The organism is Streptomyces sp. NPDC020192, from assembly GCF_044388685.1.
Lineage (GTDB): Bacteria > Actinomycetota > Actinomycetes > Streptomycetales > Streptomycetaceae > Streptomyces.
Genome location: NZ_JBIRXG010000004.1, coordinates 161,233 through 179,279 on the forward strand (window position 1 = coordinate 161,233; position 18,047 = coordinate 179,279).

Annotated in this window: 12 protein-coding genes; 6 read left to right on the forward strand and 6 right to left on the reverse strand. The window is 69.7% G+C overall.

All coding sequences use genetic code 11. The features are described from left to right. Nucleotides 1-84: 84 nt before the first annotated feature. The 4 genes from ACH47Z_RS10305 to ACH47Z_RS10320 all read right to left on the reverse strand — a co-directional run bounded on the left by ACH47Z_RS10305 (nt 85) and on the right by ACH47Z_RS10320 (nt 5,242). Nucleotides 85-1,701, reverse strand: a complete 1,617-nt coding sequence (locus ACH47Z_RS10305; RefSeq protein WP_399072645.1) for an FAD-dependent oxidoreductase — start codon at nt 1,699-1,701, stop codon at nt 85-87. A 40-nt stretch (nt 1,702-1,741) separates the two neighbouring features. Continuing rightward, the gene (gene glpK, locus ACH47Z_RS10310) at nt 1,742-3,280 is read right to left on the reverse strand and encodes a glycerol kinase GlpK (protein WP_399072647.1); all 1,539 of its coding nucleotides are present in this window, start codon (nt 3,278-3,280) and stop codon (nt 1,742-1,744) included. A gap of 59 nt (nt 3,281-3,339) precedes the next feature. Continuing rightward, nucleotides 3,340-4,134: an MIP/aquaporin family protein gene (locus ACH47Z_RS10315; protein WP_399072649.1), complete on the reverse strand. Its 795-nt coding sequence runs from the start codon at nt 4,132-4,134 to the stop codon at nt 3,340-3,342. Nucleotides 4,135-4,477: 343 nt separating this feature from the next. Next, nucleotides 4,478-5,242, reverse strand: coding sequence for an IclR family transcriptional regulator (locus tag ACH47Z_RS10320; RefSeq protein WP_399072651.1), 765 nt, complete (start codon nt 5,240-5,242; stop codon nt 4,478-4,480). A 350-nt stretch (nt 5,243-5,592) separates the two neighbouring features. Here ACH47Z_RS10320 and metH point away from each other — a divergent pair, with 350 nt between their 5' ends. From metH to ACH47Z_RS10340, 4 genes are all read left to right on the forward strand, one after another. Then, nucleotides 5,593-9,108, forward strand: coding sequence for a methionine synthase (metH, locus tag ACH47Z_RS10325; RefSeq protein ID WP_399072653.1), 3,516 nt, complete (start codon nt 5,593-5,595; stop codon nt 9,106-9,108). A gap of 216 nt (nt 9,109-9,324) precedes the next feature. Continuing rightward, nucleotides 9,325-10,026, forward strand: a complete 702-nt coding sequence (locus ACH47Z_RS10330) for an HAD family hydrolase (protein ID WP_399072655.1) — start codon at nt 9,325-9,327, stop codon at nt 10,024-10,026. 448 nt (nt 10,027-10,474) lie between these two features. Continuing rightward, nucleotides 10,475-12,079, forward strand: a complete 1,605-nt coding sequence (locus ACH47Z_RS10335) for an ABC transporter substrate-binding protein (protein ID WP_399072657.1) — start codon at nt 10,475-10,477, stop codon at nt 12,077-12,079. A gap of 99 nt (nt 12,080-12,178) precedes the next feature. Beyond that, the gene (locus tag ACH47Z_RS10340; RefSeq protein ID WP_399072659.1) at nt 12,179-13,759 is read left to right on the forward strand and encodes an ABC transporter substrate-binding protein; all 1,581 of its coding nucleotides are present in this window, start codon (nt 12,179-12,181) and stop codon (nt 13,757-13,759) included. A 70-nt stretch (nt 13,760-13,829) separates the two neighbouring features. Here the strand turns inward: ACH47Z_RS10340 and ACH47Z_RS10345 are convergent, their stop codons facing one another. Beyond that, nucleotides 13,830-14,501: a response regulator gene (locus ACH47Z_RS10345; protein ID WP_399072661.1), complete on the reverse strand. Its 672-nt coding sequence runs from the start codon at nt 14,499-14,501 to the stop codon at nt 13,830-13,832. Nucleotides 14,502-14,515: 14 nt separating this feature from the next. Continuing rightward, nucleotides 14,516-15,406 carry a RecB family exonuclease gene (locus tag ACH47Z_RS10350; RefSeq protein WP_399072663.1) on the reverse strand — a complete coding sequence of 297 codons (891 nt, stop codon included), beginning with the start codon at nt 15,404-15,406 and terminating at the stop codon, nt 14,516-14,518. A gap of 132 nt (nt 15,407-15,538) precedes the next feature. Here ACH47Z_RS10350 and ACH47Z_RS10355 point away from each other — a divergent pair, with 132 nt between their 5' ends. Continuing rightward, nucleotides 15,539-17,023: a site-2 protease family protein gene (locus tag ACH47Z_RS10355; RefSeq protein ID WP_399072665.1), complete on the forward strand. Its 1,485-nt coding sequence runs from the start codon at nt 15,539-15,541 to the stop codon at nt 17,021-17,023. 38 nt (nt 17,024-17,061) lie between these two features. Beyond that, nucleotides 17,062-17,961 carry a tRNA (adenine-N1)-methyltransferase gene (locus tag ACH47Z_RS10360; protein WP_020939007.1) on the forward strand — a complete coding sequence of 300 codons (900 nt, stop codon included), beginning with the start codon at nt 17,062-17,064 and terminating at the stop codon, nt 17,959-17,961. Nucleotides 17,962-18,047 lie beyond the last annotated feature (86 nt).

Consider the following 18,047-nt stretch of genomic DNA (forward strand, 5'->3'; position numbering starts at 1 on the left):
GCACCCGGCACTGACATTGATGCCCCTCGCCGCATGCGAAAGGGGCGGCCCCACCGCGGTGGAGCCGCCCCTGTGCCGTGCCGGCTACTTCTTGTCGAGCAGGTCCTGGACCTTCGCCCGGACCTCGTCCGTGGCCAGGCCCCGGATCGTCAGCGTCGTACGGCGGCGCAGCACGTCGTCCGCCGTCTCGGCCCACTCGTGGTCACGGGCCCAGACGACCTGCGCCCAGATCTCCGGGGCGTCGGGGTGGACGCGCTCGGCCAGTTCCGGGTGCTCGTTGGCGATCCGGGCGATGTCGAAGGCCAGGGAGCCGTAGTGGGTGGCCAGGTGCCTCGCGGTGTCGGCGGCCATGCGCGGGCCCGGGGCCGGGTGGTCCACCAGCAGCCGGTGGGCGACCGCGCGGGGGTTGGCGACGCCGGGCAGCGGCAGCTTCTTCGGCAGCGAGGAGATCGGCTCGAAGTCGTCGCCCAGCGGGTGGCCCGGCAGCGCCTCCAGCTTCTGCATCACCGTGCGGCCGATGTGCCGGAACGTCGTCCACTTGCCGCCGGCGACGGACAGCATGCCGCCCTTGCCCTCGGTCACCACGGTCTCGCGCTTGGCCTTGGCGGTGTCGCCGGGGCCGCCCGGCAGCACCCGCAGACCGGCGAAGGCGTAGGTGATCAGGTCGCGCCGGAGCTGCTGGTCCCGGACGGAGAACGCGGCCTCGTCCAGGATCTGGGCTATGTCCTTCTCGTTGACGGCGACGTCCGCCGGGTCGCCCTCGTACTCCTCGTCGGTCGTACCGAGAAGGAGCATGTCCTCCCAGGGGAGCGCGAAGGTGATCCGGTACTTGTCGATCGGGGTCGCCAGCGCGGCCTTCCACGGGGAGGTCCGCTTCAGGACCAGGTGTGCGCCCTTGGACAGGCGGATGGACGGCGCCGCGTTCGGGTCCTCCATCCGGCGCAGGTGGTCCACCCAGGGGCCGGTCGCGTTGAGCACCAGGCGGGCGTTGACACCGAACTCCTCGCCGGAGACTGCGTCCCTGAGGTCGGCACCGGTCACCCGGCCCTGGGTGAAGCGCAGGCCGGTGACCTCGGCGTGGTTCAGCACCACGGCACCCGCCTCGACGGCCGCGCGGACCGTCATCAGCGCCATGCGGGCGTCGTTCATCTGGTCGTCGCCGTACACGGCCACGGCCTTGAGGTTCTCGGTACGCAGCTCGGGCACGTCCTGCGCCGCCTTGGCGGGGGAGAGCAGGTGGCCGACGCCGTCGCCGAACGCGGAGAGCGCGGAGTAGGCGAAGACGCCCGCGCCGAGCTTCGCCGCGCCGTGCGGGCCCCCCTTGTACACGGGGAGGTAGAAGGTGAGCGGGTTCGCCAGGTGGGGGGCCACCTGGCGGGAGACCGCACGGCGCTCGAAGTGGTTCTCCGCCACCAGCTTCACCGCGCCGGTCTGCAGGTAACGCAGACCGCCGTGGAGCAGCTTGGAGGAGGCGGAGGAGGTGGCACCGGCGAAGTCGCCGGCGTCGACCAGAGCCACCCTCAGGCCGGACTGCGCGGCGTGCCAGGCGGTGGAGATGCCCAGGATGCCGCCGCCGATCACCAGAAGGTCGTACGACGCCTTGGAGAGCTGCTCCCGGGTCTCGGCGCGGCTCGGGTTGGAGCCGGAGGCCGGGTGGGTCCCCAGGGCAGGCACGGAACTCAGGGTGGACTGACTGGTCATGTCGGGTACTTACTCCTCGTCAGAGCTGTCGTGGGGCAGCTCAGTCCTCGTCCTCGATCCAGCCCATGGTCCGGTCGACGGCCTTGAGCCAGTTCTTGTACTCACGGTCGCGGGTCTCCGCGTCCATGCGGGGGGTCCATTCGGCGGCCCGGCGCCAGTTGGCGCGCAGTTCGTCGGTGCTGGACCAGAAGCCGACGGCCAGGCCGGCGGCGTAGGCGGCGCCCAGGCAGGTGGTCTCCGCGACCATCGGGCGCACCACGGGCGCGTCCAGGACGTCGGAGAGCGTCTGCATCAGCAGATTGTTGGCGGTCATGCCACCGTCGACCTTGAGCGCCACCAGTTCGTCGCCAGAGTCCTTGACCATGGCGTCGGCGATCTCCCGGGTCTGCCACGCGGTGGCCTCCAGGACGGCACGCGCGAGGTGCGCCTTGGTGACGTACCGGGTCAGACCGGCGATCACACCGCGGGCGTCGGAACGCCAGTGCGGGGCGAACAGGCCCGAGAAGGCCGGCACGAAGTAGGCACCGCCGTTGTCCTCGACCGAGAGCGCGAGCGTCTCGATCTCGGCGGCGGTGGAGATGAGACCCATCTGGTCGCGCATCCACTGCACCAGCGAGCCGGTGACGGCGATCGAGCCCTCCAGGGCGTACACCGTCGGCTGCTCGCCGATCTTGTAACCGACCGTGGTCAGCAGACCGGCGTAGGAGTTGATGATCTTGTCACCGGTGTTCATCACCATGAAGGTGCCGGTGCCGTAGGTGGACTTGGTCTCGCCCTCGGAGAAGCAGGTCTGGCCGAACAGGGCCGCCTGCTGGTCGCCGAGCGCGGAGGCGACCGGGATGCCGCCGAGCACCTCGCCCAGCTTGCCGCCGGTGACCTCGCCGTAGACCTCGGCGGAGGAGCGGATCTCGGGCAGGATCTGCAGCGGTACGCCGATGGACTCGGCGATCTTCTCGTCCCACTGCGTGGTGTGCAGGTTCATGAGAAGGGTGCGGGAGGCGTTGGTGACGTCGGTGACGTGCTTGCCGCCGTTGACACCACCGGTCAGGTTCCAGATGACCCAGGTGTCCATGGTGCCGAAGAGGATGTCGCCCGCCTCGGCGCGCTCGCGCAGACCCTCGACGTTGTCGAGCAGCCAGCGGGCCTTCGGACCGGAGAAGTACGAGGCCAGCGGCAGGCCGGTCTCGCGGCGGAAGCGGTCCTGGCCGACGTTGCGGCCCAGCTCCCGGCACAGGCCGTCGGTGCGGGTGTCCTGCCAGACGATGGCGTTGTAGACGGGCTCACCGGTGTTCTTGTCCCACAGCACGGTGGTCTCGCGCTGGTTGGTGATGCCGATGGCCTTGATGTCGTCCCGGGTGATGCCGGCCTTGGCGATGGCACCGGCCACGACTTCCTGGACGTTGGTCCAGATCTCGTTGGCGTTGTGCTCGACCCAGCCCGGCTTCGGGAAGATCTGCTCGTGCTCCTTCTGGTCGACGGAGACGATACGGCCGTCACGGTCGAAGACGATGCAGCGGGAAGAGGTGGTGCCCTGGTCGATCGCGGCGATGAAGGGGCCTGCGGTGTGGGCGTCGGTCACTGTGTGCTCCTGAAAGATCCGTGGTGTGAGTACGTACGGCGCGTGCTTGGAAGCTTGTGCTACGCGAAGGCGACGTTGTAGATGCCTGCGGCGATAGCGGCGCCGATCAGCGGACCGACGACCGGGATCCAGGCGTAGCTCCAGTCGGAACCGCCCTTGTTGGGCAGCGGCAGCAGGGCGTGCACGATGCGCGGACCCAGGTCACGGGCCGGGTTGATCGCGTAGCCCGTCGGGCCGCCGAGCGACAGACCGATCGACACCACCACGAGCGCGGTGACCAGACCGCCGAGGACGCCGAGACCGTTGCCCTTGTCGTTCAGGCCCTGGGTGAGGACCGCGAGGATCAGCACGACGGTGCCGATGATCTCCGTGGCCAGGTTCTGCACCACGTTCCGGATCTCCGGACCGGTGGAGAAGATGCCGAGGACCGGGCCGGCGCCCGTCTCCTCCGCCTCGACGGCCTTGGCCGCCGTGTCCTGCGCGCCCGGACCGCCGACGATCTCCCTGTCGGTCAGGTGGGCGTGGAACTGGCCGTAGTAGGCGACCCACACCAGGGCCGCGCCGATCATCGCGCCGAGCAGCTGGCCGGCGAGATAGACCGGGACGTTGCTCCAGTCGCTGTTCTTGATCGCCAGGGCGACGGTGACGGCCGGGTTGAGGTGTGCACCGGAGAGGGGTCCGGAGATGTACACGGCCGTCAGAACGGCGAAGCCCCACCCGAAGGTGATGGCGAGCCAGCCGGCGTTACGGGCCTTGGAGGCCTTCAGCGTCACGGCGGCGCAGACGCCGCCGCCGAGCAGGATGAGTATGGCGGTACCGATGGTCTCGCCGATGAAGATGTCGGAGCTGGACACCCGCGACTCCTTTGTCCTTCGTCCAGGGGACCGAACCCCGGGTCCCTCCGGAGGTTCGAGCTGCCCTCGGGGTGAGAGCGATGCCGGCCCTTGGCGTTGTCACACTCTAGCGCGTATTGCCGGTAGGTGTTCGACAATGCCGACCGATGGACGGGAGTCTTGCTTCGGCGTTACGCATGCGTCAAGGGTTCTGTTATCGAAAACAGGATCGTTATTGATCGTTGCCAGTTATCACTCTTGGCACCCGGACGTAGACTTTTGCCCGATATGTCCATCTCAGGGTAGGGCGAGAACCGGAACGCCGCCCGGCGTCCCGGTCAACCCCCACATGTGCGCCGAGCGCTCAGAACCGTCCCGCGCCCAGGTCCCTGGAGACCGCGCGGGCGCAGTCGCGCACCGCCGCGATCAGCTCGGGCCGCAGCTCGCCGTCCGGGCGCAACCGCTCCACGGCGCCGGTGATGCCGACCGCGCCCACGGGCATCCGGCGCCGGTCGTGGATGGGTGCGGCGATGGACGCCACGCCCTCCCAGGTCTCCTCCACGTCGGCCGCGTAGCCACGCGCGCGCGTGAGGTCGAGGAGATGCTCGAAGTCATTCCAGTCGGACACCGTGCGGTCGGTGAAGGCCTTCCGCTCGGTCTCCAGCGCCTCGCTGTGCGCCACCGGGTCGTACGCCGAGAGCACCTTGCCCAGCGCGGTGGAGTGCAGCGGCTGCATGGCGCCGATCTCCAGCACCTGCCGGCTGTCGTCCGGCCGGAAGACGTGGTGCACGATCAGCACGCCCTGCTGGTGCAGGACCCCCAGATAGACGCTCTCCCCGCTGGAGCGCGCCAGGTCGTCGGTCCACACCAGGGCCCTGGCCCGCAACTCGTGCACGTCCAGATAGGTGGTGCCCAGGCGCAGCAGCTCGGCGCCCAGCTGATAGCGCCCGGAGGTGTCGTCCTGCTCGACGAACCCCTCCTGCTGGAGGGTGCGCAGGATGCCGTGGGCGGTGCCCTTGGCGAGGCCCAGCGAGGAGGCGATGTCCGACAGGCCAAGCCTGCGCTCGCCGCCCGCGAGCAGCCGCAGCATCGCGGCCGCCCGTTCGAGCGACTGGATGTTCCGTGCCATCGCCGTCCTGCCTCCGTCCCCTTCGACTGCCGACGAGCCGCCGGCGAACTGCCGGCGAACGCCGCCGTGCCGTTCGCCGGTGCCGCCCGCGGTCGTGCACCGTTCTTTGTCCTGCTATCCAGCGTTCGGCAATGTCGAACACTACCGGTCCATGCCGACCTCCCGCTAATGGGCCGTCGACACCTGTTACATCACACGTGGCCCGAGTGTGACGCGAGCGCCACCCCAGTCCGCCTCGTGGACGCCGCTGCCCATCCAGGACGACACCCGGTTAGTCTGACGCCGTGCGGCATTCCACCTGCTGGGACAGTCGCAAAGCCGACAGCCGTCGCACTATAGGGAGCCCCTTCATGGCCTCGTTGCCACCGACCCCTTCCGCCGACAGCCGGACCCGTGCGTCCGCGCTCCGAGAGGCGCTCGCCACGCGTGTGGTGGTCGCCGACGGAGCCATGGGCACCATGCTCCAGGCCCAGGAACCCACCCTCGACGACTTCCAGCAGCTCGAGGGCTGCAACGAGATTCTCAACCTCACCCGCCCCGACATCGTGCGCTCGGTGCACGAGGCGTACTTCGCGGTGGGCGTCGACTGCGTCGAGACCAACACCTTCGGCGCCAACCACTCCGCCCTCGGTGAGTACGACATCTCCGAGCGCGTCCACGAGCTGTCCGAGGCCGGCGCCCGGGTGGCCCGCGAGGTCGCCGACGAGTTCACCGCCAAGGACGGCCGCCCGCGCTGGGTCCTGGGCTCCATGGGCCCCGGCACCAAGCTGCCCACGCTCGGTCACGCCCCGTACACGACCCTGCGCGACGCCTACCAGCGCAACGCCGAGGGCCTGGTCGCGGGCGGTGCGGACGCGCTGCTGGTGGAGACCACCCAGGACCTGCTCCAGACCAAGGCCGCCGTCCTCGGCGCCCGCCGCGGCCTGGAGGCCCTCGGCCTGGACCTCCCGGTGATCGTGTCGGTGACGGTCGAGACGACGGGCACGATGCTGCTGGGCTCCGAGATCGGTGCGGCCCTGACCGCCCTGGAGCCGCTCGGCATCGACATGATCGGCCTGAACTGCGCCACCGGCCCGGCCGAGATGAGCGAGCACCTGCGCTACCTCGCCCGCAGCGCCCGCATCCCGCTCTCCTGCATGCCCAACGCGGGCCTGCCGGTCCTCGGCAAGGACGGCGCCCACTACCCGCTGACCGCACCGGAGCTGGCCGACGCGCAGGAGACCTTCGTCCGTGAGTACGGCCTGTCGCTGGTCGGCGGCTGCTGCGGTACGACGCCCGAGCATCTGCGTCAGGTGGTCGAGCGGGTGCGTGGCATGGCCCCGACGGTACGCGACCCGCGCCCGGAGCCGGGAGCGGCCTCCCTGTACCAGTCGGTGCCGTTCCGGCAGGACACCTCCTACCTGGCGATCGGCGAGCGGACCAACGCCAACGGGTCCAAGAAGTTCCGTGAGGCCATGCTCGAGGGCCGCTGGGACGACTGTGTGGAGATGGCCCGGGAGCAGATCCGTGAGGGCGCGCACCTGCTCGACCTGTGCGTCGACTATGTCGGCCGGGACGGTGTGGCCGACATGGAGGAGCTGGCCGGCCGCTTCGCCACCGCCTCGACGCTGCCGATCGTGCTGGACTCCACCGAGGTCGACGTCATCCAGGCCGGTCTGGAGAAGCTCGGCGGCCGCGCGGTCATCAACTCCGTGAACTACGAGGACGGCGACGGCCCCGAATCCCGCTTCGCGAAGGTCACCAAGCTGGCGCGCGAGCACGGCGCCGCCCTGATCGCGCTGACCATCGACGAGGAGGGCCAGGCCCGCACCCCCGAGAAGAAGGTGGAGATCGCCGAGCGGCTGATCGCCGACCTGACGGGGAACTGGGGCATCCTCGAGTCGGACATCCTCATCGACACCCTGACCTTCACCATCTGCACCGGTCAGGAGGAGTCCCGCAAGGACGGCATCGCGACGATCGAGGCCATCCGCGAACTCAAGCGCTGCCACCCCGACGTCCAGACCACGCTCGGTCTGTCGAACATCTCCTTCGGCCTGAACCCGGCCGCCCGTATCCTGCTCAACTCCGTCTTCCTGGACGAGTGTGTGAAGGCGGGCCTGGACTCGGCGATCGTGCACGCCTCGAAGATCCTGCCGATCGCCCGGTTCGACGAGGAGCAGGTCACCACCGCCCTGGACCTCATCCACGACCGCCGCAGCGAGGGCTACGACCCCCTCCAGAAGCTCATGCAGCTCTTCGAGGGCGCCACGGCGAAGTCCCTGAAGGCCGGCAAGGCCGAGGAACTGGCCGCCCTCCCGCTGGAGGAGCGCCTCAAGCGCAGGATCATCGACGGCGAACGCAACGGCCTCGAGGCCGACCTGGACGAGGCGCTCCAGGAGCGTCCCGCCCTGGACATCGTCAACGAGACCCTGCTGGACGGCATGAAGGTCGTCGGCGAGCTGTTCGGCTCGGGTCAGATGCAGCTGCCGTTCGTGCTCCAGTCCGCCGAGGTCATGAAGGCGGCCGTCGCCCATCTCGAGCCGCACATGGAGAAGTCGGACGCCGAGGGCAAGGGCACGATCGTGCTGGCGACCGTGCGCGGCGACGTGCACGACATCGGCAAGAACCTGGTCGACATCATCCTGTCCAACAACGGCTACAACGTCGTCAACCTCGGCATCAAGCAGCCGGTCTCCGCGATCCTGGAGGCGGCCGAGGAGCACAGGGCCGACGTCATCGGCATGTCCGGCCTGCTGGTCAAGTCCACGGTGATCATGAAGGAGAACCTGGAGGAGCTGAACCAGCGCGGCCTGGCCGCCCGCTTCCCGGTCATCCTCGGCGGCGCCGCCCTGACCCGCGCCTATGTCGAGCAGGACCTGCACGAGATCTACGACGGCGAGGTCCGCTACGCCCGCGACGCCTTCGAGGGCCTGCACCTGATGGACGCCCTGATCGGCGTCAAGCGGGGCGTGCCCGGAGCCAAGCTGCCCGAGCTGAAGCAGCGCCGGGTCCGCGCCACGGCCACCGTCGAGGTCGAGGAGCGTCCGGAGGAGGGCCACGTCCGCTCCGACGTCGCCATCGACAACCCCGTGCCGGCCCCGCCGTTCTGGGACACCCGGATCGTCAAGGGCATCCAGCTCAAGGAGTACGCGAGCTGGCTGGACGAGGGCGCCCTGTTCAAGGGCCAGTGGGGGCTCAAGCAGGCCCGCACCGGGGACGGCCCGTCGTACGAGGAACTGGCCGAGAGCGAGGGACGCCCGCGGCTGCGCGGTCTGCTGGACCGGCTGCAGACGGAGAACCTCCTCGAAGCGGCCGTCGTCTACGGCTACTTCCCCTGTGTCTCCAAGGACGACGACCTGATCATCCTGGACGAGCGGGGCAACGAGCGCACCCGGTTCACCTTCCCGCGCCAGCGCCGGGGCCGCCGGCTGTGCCTGGCCGACTTCTTCCGCCCGGAGGAGTCGGGGGAGACGGACGTGGTCGGCCTCCAGGTCGTCACCGTCGGCTCCCGTATCGGCGAGGAGACGGCCAAGCTGTTCGAGGCCAACTCCTACCGTGACTACCTCGAACTGCACGGTCTGTCCGTGCAGTTGGCGGAGGCGCTCGCCGAGTACTGGCACGCCCGCGTCCGCGGCGAGCTGGGCTTCGCCGGCGAGGACCCGGCCGACATCGAGGACATGTTCGCCCTGAAGTACCGGGGCGCCCGCTTCTCGCTCGGCTACGGCGCCTGCCCGAACCTGGAGGACCGCGCGAAGATCGCCGAGCTGCTCCGGCCGGAGCGGATCGGGGTCCATCTGTCCGAGGAGTTCCAGCTGCACCCCGAGCAGTCCACGGACGCGATCGTGATCCACCACCCCGAGGCGAAGTACTTCAACGCCCGTTGAGCGGCCGCCGGCACCGCCTGCCGAGCGGCCGCCGGCAACGCTCTCCCAGGGGCCGTTTGCGCAGCTCACAACGGCCCCCGGCGGTAATCATGAGGTTCCCCGACACCCGCCGATTAAACGAGGCGCTTCCGCTGCGCACGACGTACACTTGTCGGCCCACTGCAGGCCGGCTCCCGCACGGGAGCCGGCCTGCTCGTCCCCCAAGGAGGTGCGTGGATGACCAGCACGGTCCCCGCGCTCGGAACCCGTACGGCCGAAGGCTCGACGCTGCAGGCGGTGCTTTTGGACATGGACGGCACCCTCGTGGACACCGAGGGCTTCTGGTGGGACGTCGAGGTCGAGGTCTTCGCCGCCCTCGGCCACACCCTGGACGCGTCCTGGCGGCATGTCGTGGTCGGCGGGCCCATGACCCGCAGCGCCGGCTTCCTCATCGAGGCCACCGGCGCCGACATCACCCTCGTCGAACTCACCACGCTGCTCAACGAGGGCTTCGAGGACCGCATCGGCCGCTCCCTGCCGCTGATGCCAGGTGCCGCCCGGCTGCTCGCCGAGCTGCGCGAGCAGGCCGTACCCACGGCCCTGGTCTCGGCCTCCCACCGGCGCATCATCGACCGTGTGCTGAGCGTGCTCGGCCCGCAGCACTTCGCCCTGTCCATCGCGGGCGACGAGGTCTCGCGCACCAAGCCCTACCCGGACCCCTATCTGCTCGCCGCGGCCGGACTCGGTGCCGACCCGGCCCGCTGCGCGGTCGTCGAGGACACCACGACCGGGGTCGCCGCCGCCGAGGCCGCGGGCTGCCGGGTGGTCGCCGTACCCTCCGTCGCCCCCATCGCCCCGGCCGCGGGACGCACCGTGGTGACCTCCCTGGAAGAGGTCGACCTGGCATTTCTGCGCGGCCTGATGACGGAAATGCCCTAGCTGTTCACTCAGCGTGTGATCATCCGCGGCAAAGCTCATTGGCCGCACTGGACAAATATCCGGGGAAGTACACCCGTGCGGAATTCGCAGCCTGCCGCCCGGCCGAATTCCACTGACTGCCCGCACAGTTGGGAGTGTGACGTTCCCCACCCCGGTGGGTCTCGACAACGCTGTCCGAGTGTGCTGATCGGCCCCGTTCGAGGGGAAGTGGCGGATCCTTGTGTCCCGATTGGGGGGAAGCTGCACTAATCCTGCCGCTGTCGGGTTTTCTGTGTGTCCGCAACCGGTTTCACTGCGTGATGGTCGGTCAACTCGCGCGGCCGTGAACCCTCCTGCGGGCGCGGACTAATCTCATCGCGAGAACATCGCCGTAACCCCCCGCGTTTCCGCCGCACCCACCCCTGCGTGCCGGATACACGGACCCGAACAGCTCTGGAGAAACTCCCGCATGAACCGCAAGACTTTGGTGCTGCCGGCGGTGGCCGGCCTGCTCACCCCGGTTCTCGCCGCGTGCGGCGGATCCGGCAGCGGGAGCAAGGGCGGCGACGCCATCGTCGTCGGCACCACGGACCGGTTCACCGCCACCAGCGACGCCCCGGCGCCCCTCGACCCGGCCTACGCCTACGACGTCGGCACCTGGAACGTGCTGCGCCAGACCGTGCAGACCCTGATGACCCAGCCCAAGGGCGAGGGCGACCCCGTGCCGGACGCCGCCGAGAGCTGCGGCTTCACCGACAGCGGCAGCGAGCGCTACGCCTGCAAGCTGCGCGACGGTCTGAAGTTCGCGAACGGCGACGCGGTCACCGCCCAGGACGTCAAGTACTCCATCGAGCGCTCCCTGCGCATCAAGGCCGTCGGTGGCCCCTCCGCTCTTCTCTCGGGCATCGACACCATCGAGACCCAGGGCGACCGCGAGGTCATCTTCCACCTCAACAAGGCTGACGCCACCTTCCCGTACAAGCTGTCCACCCCGGTCGCGGGCATCATCAACCCGAAGGACTACCAGAAGGACAAGCTGCGCGACGGCTTCGCGGTGGACGGCTCCGGCCCCTACACGGTCCAGACCGAGGTCAAGGACAACGCGGTCGTCAGTGCCACCTTCACCAAGAACCCTTCGTACAAGGGCGCTGTGACGGTGAACAACAACAAGGTCGTGATGCGCTCCTACGACTCCGCCTCCGCCATGGGCACGGCGATCGACAAGGGCGAGATCGACGTCATGACCCGCACCATGGACCCGGCGCAGATCCAGAAGCTGGACTCCGGCAGCGACGACAAGGTCGACCTGGTCGACATGCCCGGCCTGGAGATCCGCTACCTGGCCTTCAACACCGACGCGTCCAGCGTGAAGTCGAAGGCCGTCCGCCAGGCCATGGCGCAGCTCATCAACCGCGGCGAACTGGTCTCCAAGGTCTACGGCACCCAGGCCGAGCCGCTGTACTCGCTGGTCCCGGCGACCGTCACCGGCCACTCCAACTCGTTCTTCAACAAGTACGGCAACCCCAGCCTCGCCAAGGCGAAGGACCTGCTGACGAAGGCCGGCATCACCACCCCGGTGAAGCTGACCCTGCACTACACGACCGACCACTACGGCTCGGCCACGAAGCAGGAGTTCGAGATCCTGCAGAAGCAGCTCAACGACAGCGGCCTGTTCGACGCCTCCGTCCAGGGCCACCCCTGGGCCGAGTTCCGGCCGGCCGAGAAGAAGGGCCAGTACGACGTCTACGGCATGGGCTGGTTCCCCGACTTCCCCGACGCCGACAACTTCCTCGCGCCCTTCCTCGACGAGAACAACACCCTCGGCTCGCCGTACTCCAACGCCGAGATCCAGCACACGCTGATCCCGGCGTCCCGCCGCGAGGCCGACCGGCTCTCCGCCGCCAAGAGCCTGACCGCGATCCAGGACATCGTCGCCGACGACGTCCCGGTCCTGCCGCTGTGGCAGGGCAAGCAGTACGTCGCCGCACGGAGTGACGTCACGGGAGTCTCGTACGCCCTCAACTCCTCCTCGACCCTTCAGCTGTGGGAGCTCGGCCGTGGTGTGAGCGGCTGACGGCTCTCCTCATCCGGGGGACAGGGACGGCTGCCCCGGGTACCCGGGGCCAGGACGGCGGCTCCGGGGTGACGAGAAACCGACGACAAGGCACATGAATTGAACATGCGCAACCAGTGGCCAGTCCTGCCCGTCGTGGCGGGGCTGGCCTCCGGCCTTTTGACCGGCTGCGGATCGGGGAGCGGTGATTCTGGGGGGACCGGCAAGGCGGTGGTGATGGGGATGTCCGACGACGTCCTCGCCACGGACCCGGCATCCGGCTACGACCCCGGCTCCTGGCTGTTGTTCGACAACGTCTTCCAGTCGCTGCTCAGTTTCCCCAAGGGCGGCACCGAGCCGCAGCCCGAACTGGCGAAGGGGTGTTCCTTCACCGACGGCCAGGCCATGGTCTACCGGTGCGAGCTCAAGAACGGCCTGAAGTTCAGCAACGGTGACGACCTCACCTCCGAGGACGTGAAGTTCTCCTTCGACCGCATGCTGAAGATCAACGACGAGTCGGGCCCCGCGGTCATGTTCCCGATGCTCGGTTCGGTCGACACCCCGAACGCGAAGACGGTCGTCTTCCACCTGAAGGTCCCCGACGCCACCTTCCCCAGCAAGCTCGCCTCCGGCGCCGGCTCGATCGTGGACCACAGCCAGTACGACGCGAACAGCCTGCGCACCGACCACGAGGCGGTCGGTTCCGGCCCCTACAAGCTGGACTCCTTCGACAAGGACAAGGCGGTCTTCTCGGTCAACGGCAACTACCAGGGCACCGCCAAGGTCAAGAACTCCGGCGTCACCCTGAAGTTCTTCCACGGCGACCGCGCCGCCCTGAAGAAGGCCCTCCTCGACGGCGGCGTCGACCTCGCCTACCGAGGCCTGTCCGCGTCCGACATCGCCGGCCTCGACCAGCAGAGCGACAAAAAGGGCATCGACGTCATCGACGGCAGCAGCGCCGAGGTCCAGCACCTGGTCTTCAACATGCACGACCCGGTCGCCGGAAAGCCCGGCGTGCGCAAGGCCATGGCCTACCTCGTCGACCGCGACGCCCTCATCCGGGACGTCTACCAGGGCACCGCGACCCCGCTGTACTCGATCATCCCGGCGGGCATCGTCGGCCACAACACGGCCTTCTTCGACACCTACGGCGCCCGCCCCTCCCAGGCCAAGGCCGCCGCCGCGCTGCGCGCCGACGGCATCACCGGCAAGGTGAAGCTCACCCTGTGGTCCACGCCGTCGCGCTACGGCCCCGCCACCGACGAGGAGCTGAAGGCCATCGCCCGACAGCTCAACGCCAGCGGCCTGTTCGACGCCGACGTCAAGTCGGTCGCCTTCGACCAGTACGAGAAGGACATCGCCGCCGGCAAGTACGGCGTCTATGTGAAGGGCTGGGTGCCGGACTACCCGGACGCCGACAACTTCACGGCCCCCTTCTTCGGCAAGGGCAACGTGCTGGGCAACAACTACAGCAACGGCACCATCACCGGCTCGCTCATCCCGAAGACCGCCGCGCAGAGCGACCGGGCCGCCACCGACAAGGACTTCGGCACGCTCCAGAACATCGTCGCCGCCGAACTCCCCGTCCTGCCGGTCTGGCAGGCCAAGCAGTACGCGGTCGCCCGCGACGGCGTCTACGGCCTGGAGTACTGCCTGGACGCCTCGACGGTGTTCCGGTTCTGGGAACTCAGCAAGAGCTGACCCCGGTTACCGCACGGGCGCCCCTCCCCACCAGGGAGGGGCGCCCTTCACCGCCCTACCGGAACCGGTGCTACTGCGCGCCGGGGCGCACCAGCCCGCTCTCGTAGGCGTACACCGCGGCCTGCACGCGGTCCCGCAGGCCCAGCTTGGTCAGCACATGCCCCACATGCGTCTTCACCGTGGTCTCGCTGACGAACAGGTCGGCGGCGATCTCCGCGTTGGAAAGACCCCGCGCCACCAGCTTCAGCACCTCCACCTCACGGTCGGTGAGCGTGTGCAGGGTGTCCGGCACGGGCTCCTCGCCGGAGGGCAGATGCGTGGCGTACTTGTCCAGCAGCCGGCGCGTGATGCTCGGCGCCAGCATCGCCTCGCCGGCCGCGACCACGCGGATCGCCTGCATCAGCTCGTTGGCAGGGGCGTCCTTCAGCAGAAAGCCGCTGGCCCCGGCGCGCAGCGCCTCCACCACGTACTCGTCGAGATCGAACGTGGTCAGCACGAGCACCTTCGCCGGGCCGGACCGGTCGGGACCGGTGATCTGCCGGGTCGCCTCCACCCCGTCCATCCGCGGCATGCGGATGTCCATCAGGACGACGTCCGGCTGCAGGGCCCGTACCTGATCGAGGGCCTGCAGGCCGTCACCGGCCTCGCCCACGACCGCGATGTCCTGCTCGGCCTCCAGGATCATCCGGAAACCCGTACGCAGCAGGGGCTGGTCGTCGACCAGTAGGACGCGGATGGCCACGTGACACTCCTTCGCTAGTCCGGCCCCATTCTGCCCTGCGACCCGGTCCCGGACTCGGCCGCCCTCAGCGGGAGCGGATAGGGCGGGGGAGTACCGCCGAACTCCGGGCAGTGCGCCTGGTGGTCGCACCAGCCGCACAGCTTGGTCGGGCGGGGGCGCCACTCGCCGGTCTCCGTGGCCTCCCGGATGGCGTCCCACAGCGCGTGCAGCTTGCGCTCGACCCGCTCCAGATCGGCGGGGACCGGGTCGTACGTCAGCACGTCCCCGCTGCCGAGATAGACGAGCTGGAGGCGGCGCGGCACGACCTGCTTCAGCCGCCATACGACGAGGGCGTAGAACTTCATCTGGAAGAGCGCGCCCTCGGCGTACTCGGGCCGGGGCGCCTTGCCGGTCTTGTAGTCGACGATCCGCACCTCACCCGTCGGTGCCACGTCGACCCGGTCGATGATCCCGCGCAGCCGCAGCCCCGACTCCAGCTCGGCCTCGACGAACAGCTCCCGATCGGCCGGCTCCAGCCGCGTCGGATCCTCCAGCGTGAACCAGCGCTCCACCAGCCGCTCGGCCTCGGACAGCCAGCGCGCCAGCCGCTCGCCGTCCGGATCGTCGGCGAACAGCTCGGTCACCTCCGGGCGGCTCTCCCGCAGCCGGTCCCACTGGCCCGGGATCAGCGCCTTGGCCCGCGGCGCGGTCCGCTCCACGGCGGGCGCGTCGAACAGCCGCTCCAGCACGGCGTGCACCAGCGTGCCTCTGGTCGCCGCCTCGCTCGGCTTCTCCGGCAGCCGGTCGATCACCCGGAACCGGTACAGCAGCGGACACTGCATGAAGTCGCCGGCCCGGGAGGGCGACAGGGAGGTGGGCGCCATGGCGACGCGTTCGGCCGCCGCGTCCTCGAAGCTGCTGTCCATGCCCACAGACCTTACGGCCCACCACTGACAGTGACCCACTCGCGGCCGAACACAAGGGGTGCCGGGGCGAAACGCGCCACCACGGCCGCATACCATCGACCTCAGACCAGACGCTTCGAACGAGGGGACACCGTGGACGTGAGCGGCGGGAGCGGGCAGCCGCGGTCCGGCAACGACGAGCCGGCCGAGCACCCCGCAGGTCCTACGGCCCCGACAACCGACCCCGCCGACCAGCCCGACACCCCGGGGACGGACCGCTCCCCGGACGACGAGGGGGACACCCCCAGCGAGGATGCCCGGGACGGGAACACCGGGGACGGGGATTCCCCCGAGGGGAACACCACGCCCGCTGACGACAAGGCCCCCCCTGCCGACCAGCCCCATGACGCGCCCCCCTCCGAGCACCGCTCCCTCGCCCACTCCGGTATCGCCAAAGGCGAGCCGCCGCAGCCGAGGCCCAAGGAGCCGGGTGGGGGCATTCTCATGGGGCGGCCCTTCGGGGTGCCGGTGTACGTGGCGCCCAGCTGGTTCCTCGTCGCCGCGCTGATCACCTGGGTGTTCGGCGGCCAGCTCGACCGCGTGCTGCCCGAGCTGGGCGCCGCCCGCTATCTGGTCTCCCTGTTCTTCGCGGTCGCCTTCTACGCCTCCGTGCTGGTCCACGAACTGGCCCACACGGTCGCCGCGATCCGCTTCAAGCTCCCGGTCCGCCGGATCCAGCTGCAGTTCTTCGGCGGCGTCTCCGAGATCGAGAAGGAGGCCGAGACCCCGGGCCGGGAGTTCGTACTGGCCTTCGTCGGGCCGCTGCTCTCCCTCGTCCTCGCCGGACTCTTCTACCTCGCCATGAAACCCGTCGAGCCCCGCACCGTCCCCGGTGTGCTGCTCGCCGGGCTGATGATCTCCAACCTGATCGTGGCGGTCTTCAACCTCCTGCCCGGCCTGCCCCTCGACGGCGGCCGCATGCTCCGCGCCGTCGTCTGGAAGCTCACCGGCAAGCCGATGAGCGGCACCGTCGCCGCCGCCTGGGTCGGCCGCGCCCTCGCCGTCGCCGTCCTGATCGGCCTGCCGCTGCTCAACCAGTCCGGCGCGCTCGGCGGTGACGGCACCGAGACCAATGGCATGGACACCGTCACCGACGCGCTGCTCGCCGCCATCCTCGCCGCGATCATCTGGACCGGCGCCGGCAACAGCCTGCGCATGGCCCGGCTGCGCGAACACCTCCCCGAGCTGCGCGCCCGCACCCTCACCCGGCGGGCCGTACCGGTACAGACCGACACCCCGCTGTCCGAGGCCCTGCGCCGGGCCAACGCCGCCGGCGCCCGCGCCCTGGTCGTGGTCGACGCCTACGGCAACCCGCTCTCCCTGGTCCGCGAGGCCGCCATCGTCGGCGTACCCGAACACCGGCGCCCCTGGGTCGCGGTCAGCGGCCTCGCCCAGGACCTCACCGACGGCATGCGCGTCTCCGCCGAGCTGGCCGGCGAAGATCTGCTCGACGTCCTGCGGGCCACCCCGGCCACCGAGTACCTGGTCGTGGAGGAAACCGGCGAGATCTACGGCGTCCTGTCGGCGGCGGACGTGGAGCGCGCCTTCGTGAAGGCCATGGCACGCCCCTCCGTCTAGTGGTCGGCGGCCCCCACGGGGACCGGTAGGCTGGTCACATGTCCGAACCGACCGGTGCCGCCCGCAGGCGCGGGCCCTTCAAGGTCGGGGACCAGGTTCAGCTGACCGACCCCAAGGGCCGCCACTACACGTTCACGCTCGAAGCCGGGAAGAACTTCCACACCCACAAGGGCTCCTTCCCGCACGACGAACTGATCGGTGCTCCCGAGGGCAGCGTTGTCCGCACCACCGGCAACGTGGCCTACCTCGCGCTGCGCCCCCTGCTCCCCGACTACGTCCTGTCCATGCCCCGCGGGGCAGCCGTCGTCTACCCGAAGGACGCGGGGCAGATCCTCGCCTTCGCCGACATCTTCCCCGGCGCGCGCGTCGTGGAGGCCGGCGTCGGCTCCGGCTCGCTCAGCAGCTTCCTGCTGCGCGCCATCGGCGACCAGGGCATGCTGCACTCCTACGAGCGCCGCGAGGACTTCGCCGAGATCGCCCAGCAGAACGTGGAGCGCTACTTCGGCGGCCCCCACCCCGCCTGGCAGCTCACCGTCGGCGACCTCCAGGACAACCTGTCCGACACCGACGTCGACCGCGTCATCCTCGACATGCTCGCCCCCTGGGAGTGCCTGGAGGCCGTCTCCAAGGCGCTCGTCCCCGGCGGCATCCTGTGCTGCTACGTCGCGACCACCACCCAGCTCGCCCGGACCGTGGAGTCCATCCGGGAGATCGGCAGCTTCAACGAGCCGACCGCCTGGGAGACCATGATCCGCAACTGGCACATCGAGGGCCTGGCCGTCCGCCCGGACCACCGGATGATCGGCCACACCGGCTTCCTGCTCACCGCCCGCCGCCTCGCGGACGGCGTCGAGCCGCCCATGCGCCGCCGCCGCCCCGCCAAGGGCGCCTACGGCGAGGACTACGCCGGCCCCAACGCCGACGGAGGCGGCCGCTGACGCGGCCGCGTACCGCAGTCAACGTACAGGCGCTGCGGCCGAGTTCCCGGAACACCGTCCGGAACTCGGCCGCAGCGCCTTTCTGT

Bases quoted from the DNA above. Each gene is read 5' to 3' on its own strand.
- ACH47Z_RS10305 (WP_399072645.1), bottom strand. From the start codon at position 1,701: ATGACCAGTCAGTCCACCCTGAGTTCCGTGCCTGCCCTGGGGACCCAC.
- ACH47Z_RS10320 (WP_399072651.1), bottom strand. From the start codon at position 5,242: ATGGCACGGAACATCCAGTCGCTCGAACGGGCGGCCGCGATGCTGCGG.
- metH (WP_399072653.1), top strand. From the start codon at position 5,593: ATGGCCTCGTTGCCACCGACCCCTTCCGCCGACAGCCGGACCCGTGCG.
- ACH47Z_RS10330 (WP_399072655.1), top strand. From the start codon at position 9,325: ATGACCAGCACGGTCCCCGCGCTCGGAACCCGTACGGCCGAAGGCTCG.
- ACH47Z_RS10335 (WP_399072657.1), top strand. From the start codon at position 10,475: ATGAACCGCAAGACTTTGGTGCTGCCGGCGGTGGCCGGCCTGCTCACC.
- ACH47Z_RS10350 (WP_399072663.1), bottom strand. From the start codon at position 15,406: ATGGACAGCAGCTTCGAGGACGCGGCGGCCGAACGCGTCGCCATGGCG.
- ACH47Z_RS10360 (WP_020939007.1), top strand. From the start codon at position 17,062: ATGTCCGAACCGACCGGTGCCGCCCGCAGGCGCGGGCCCTTCAAGGTC.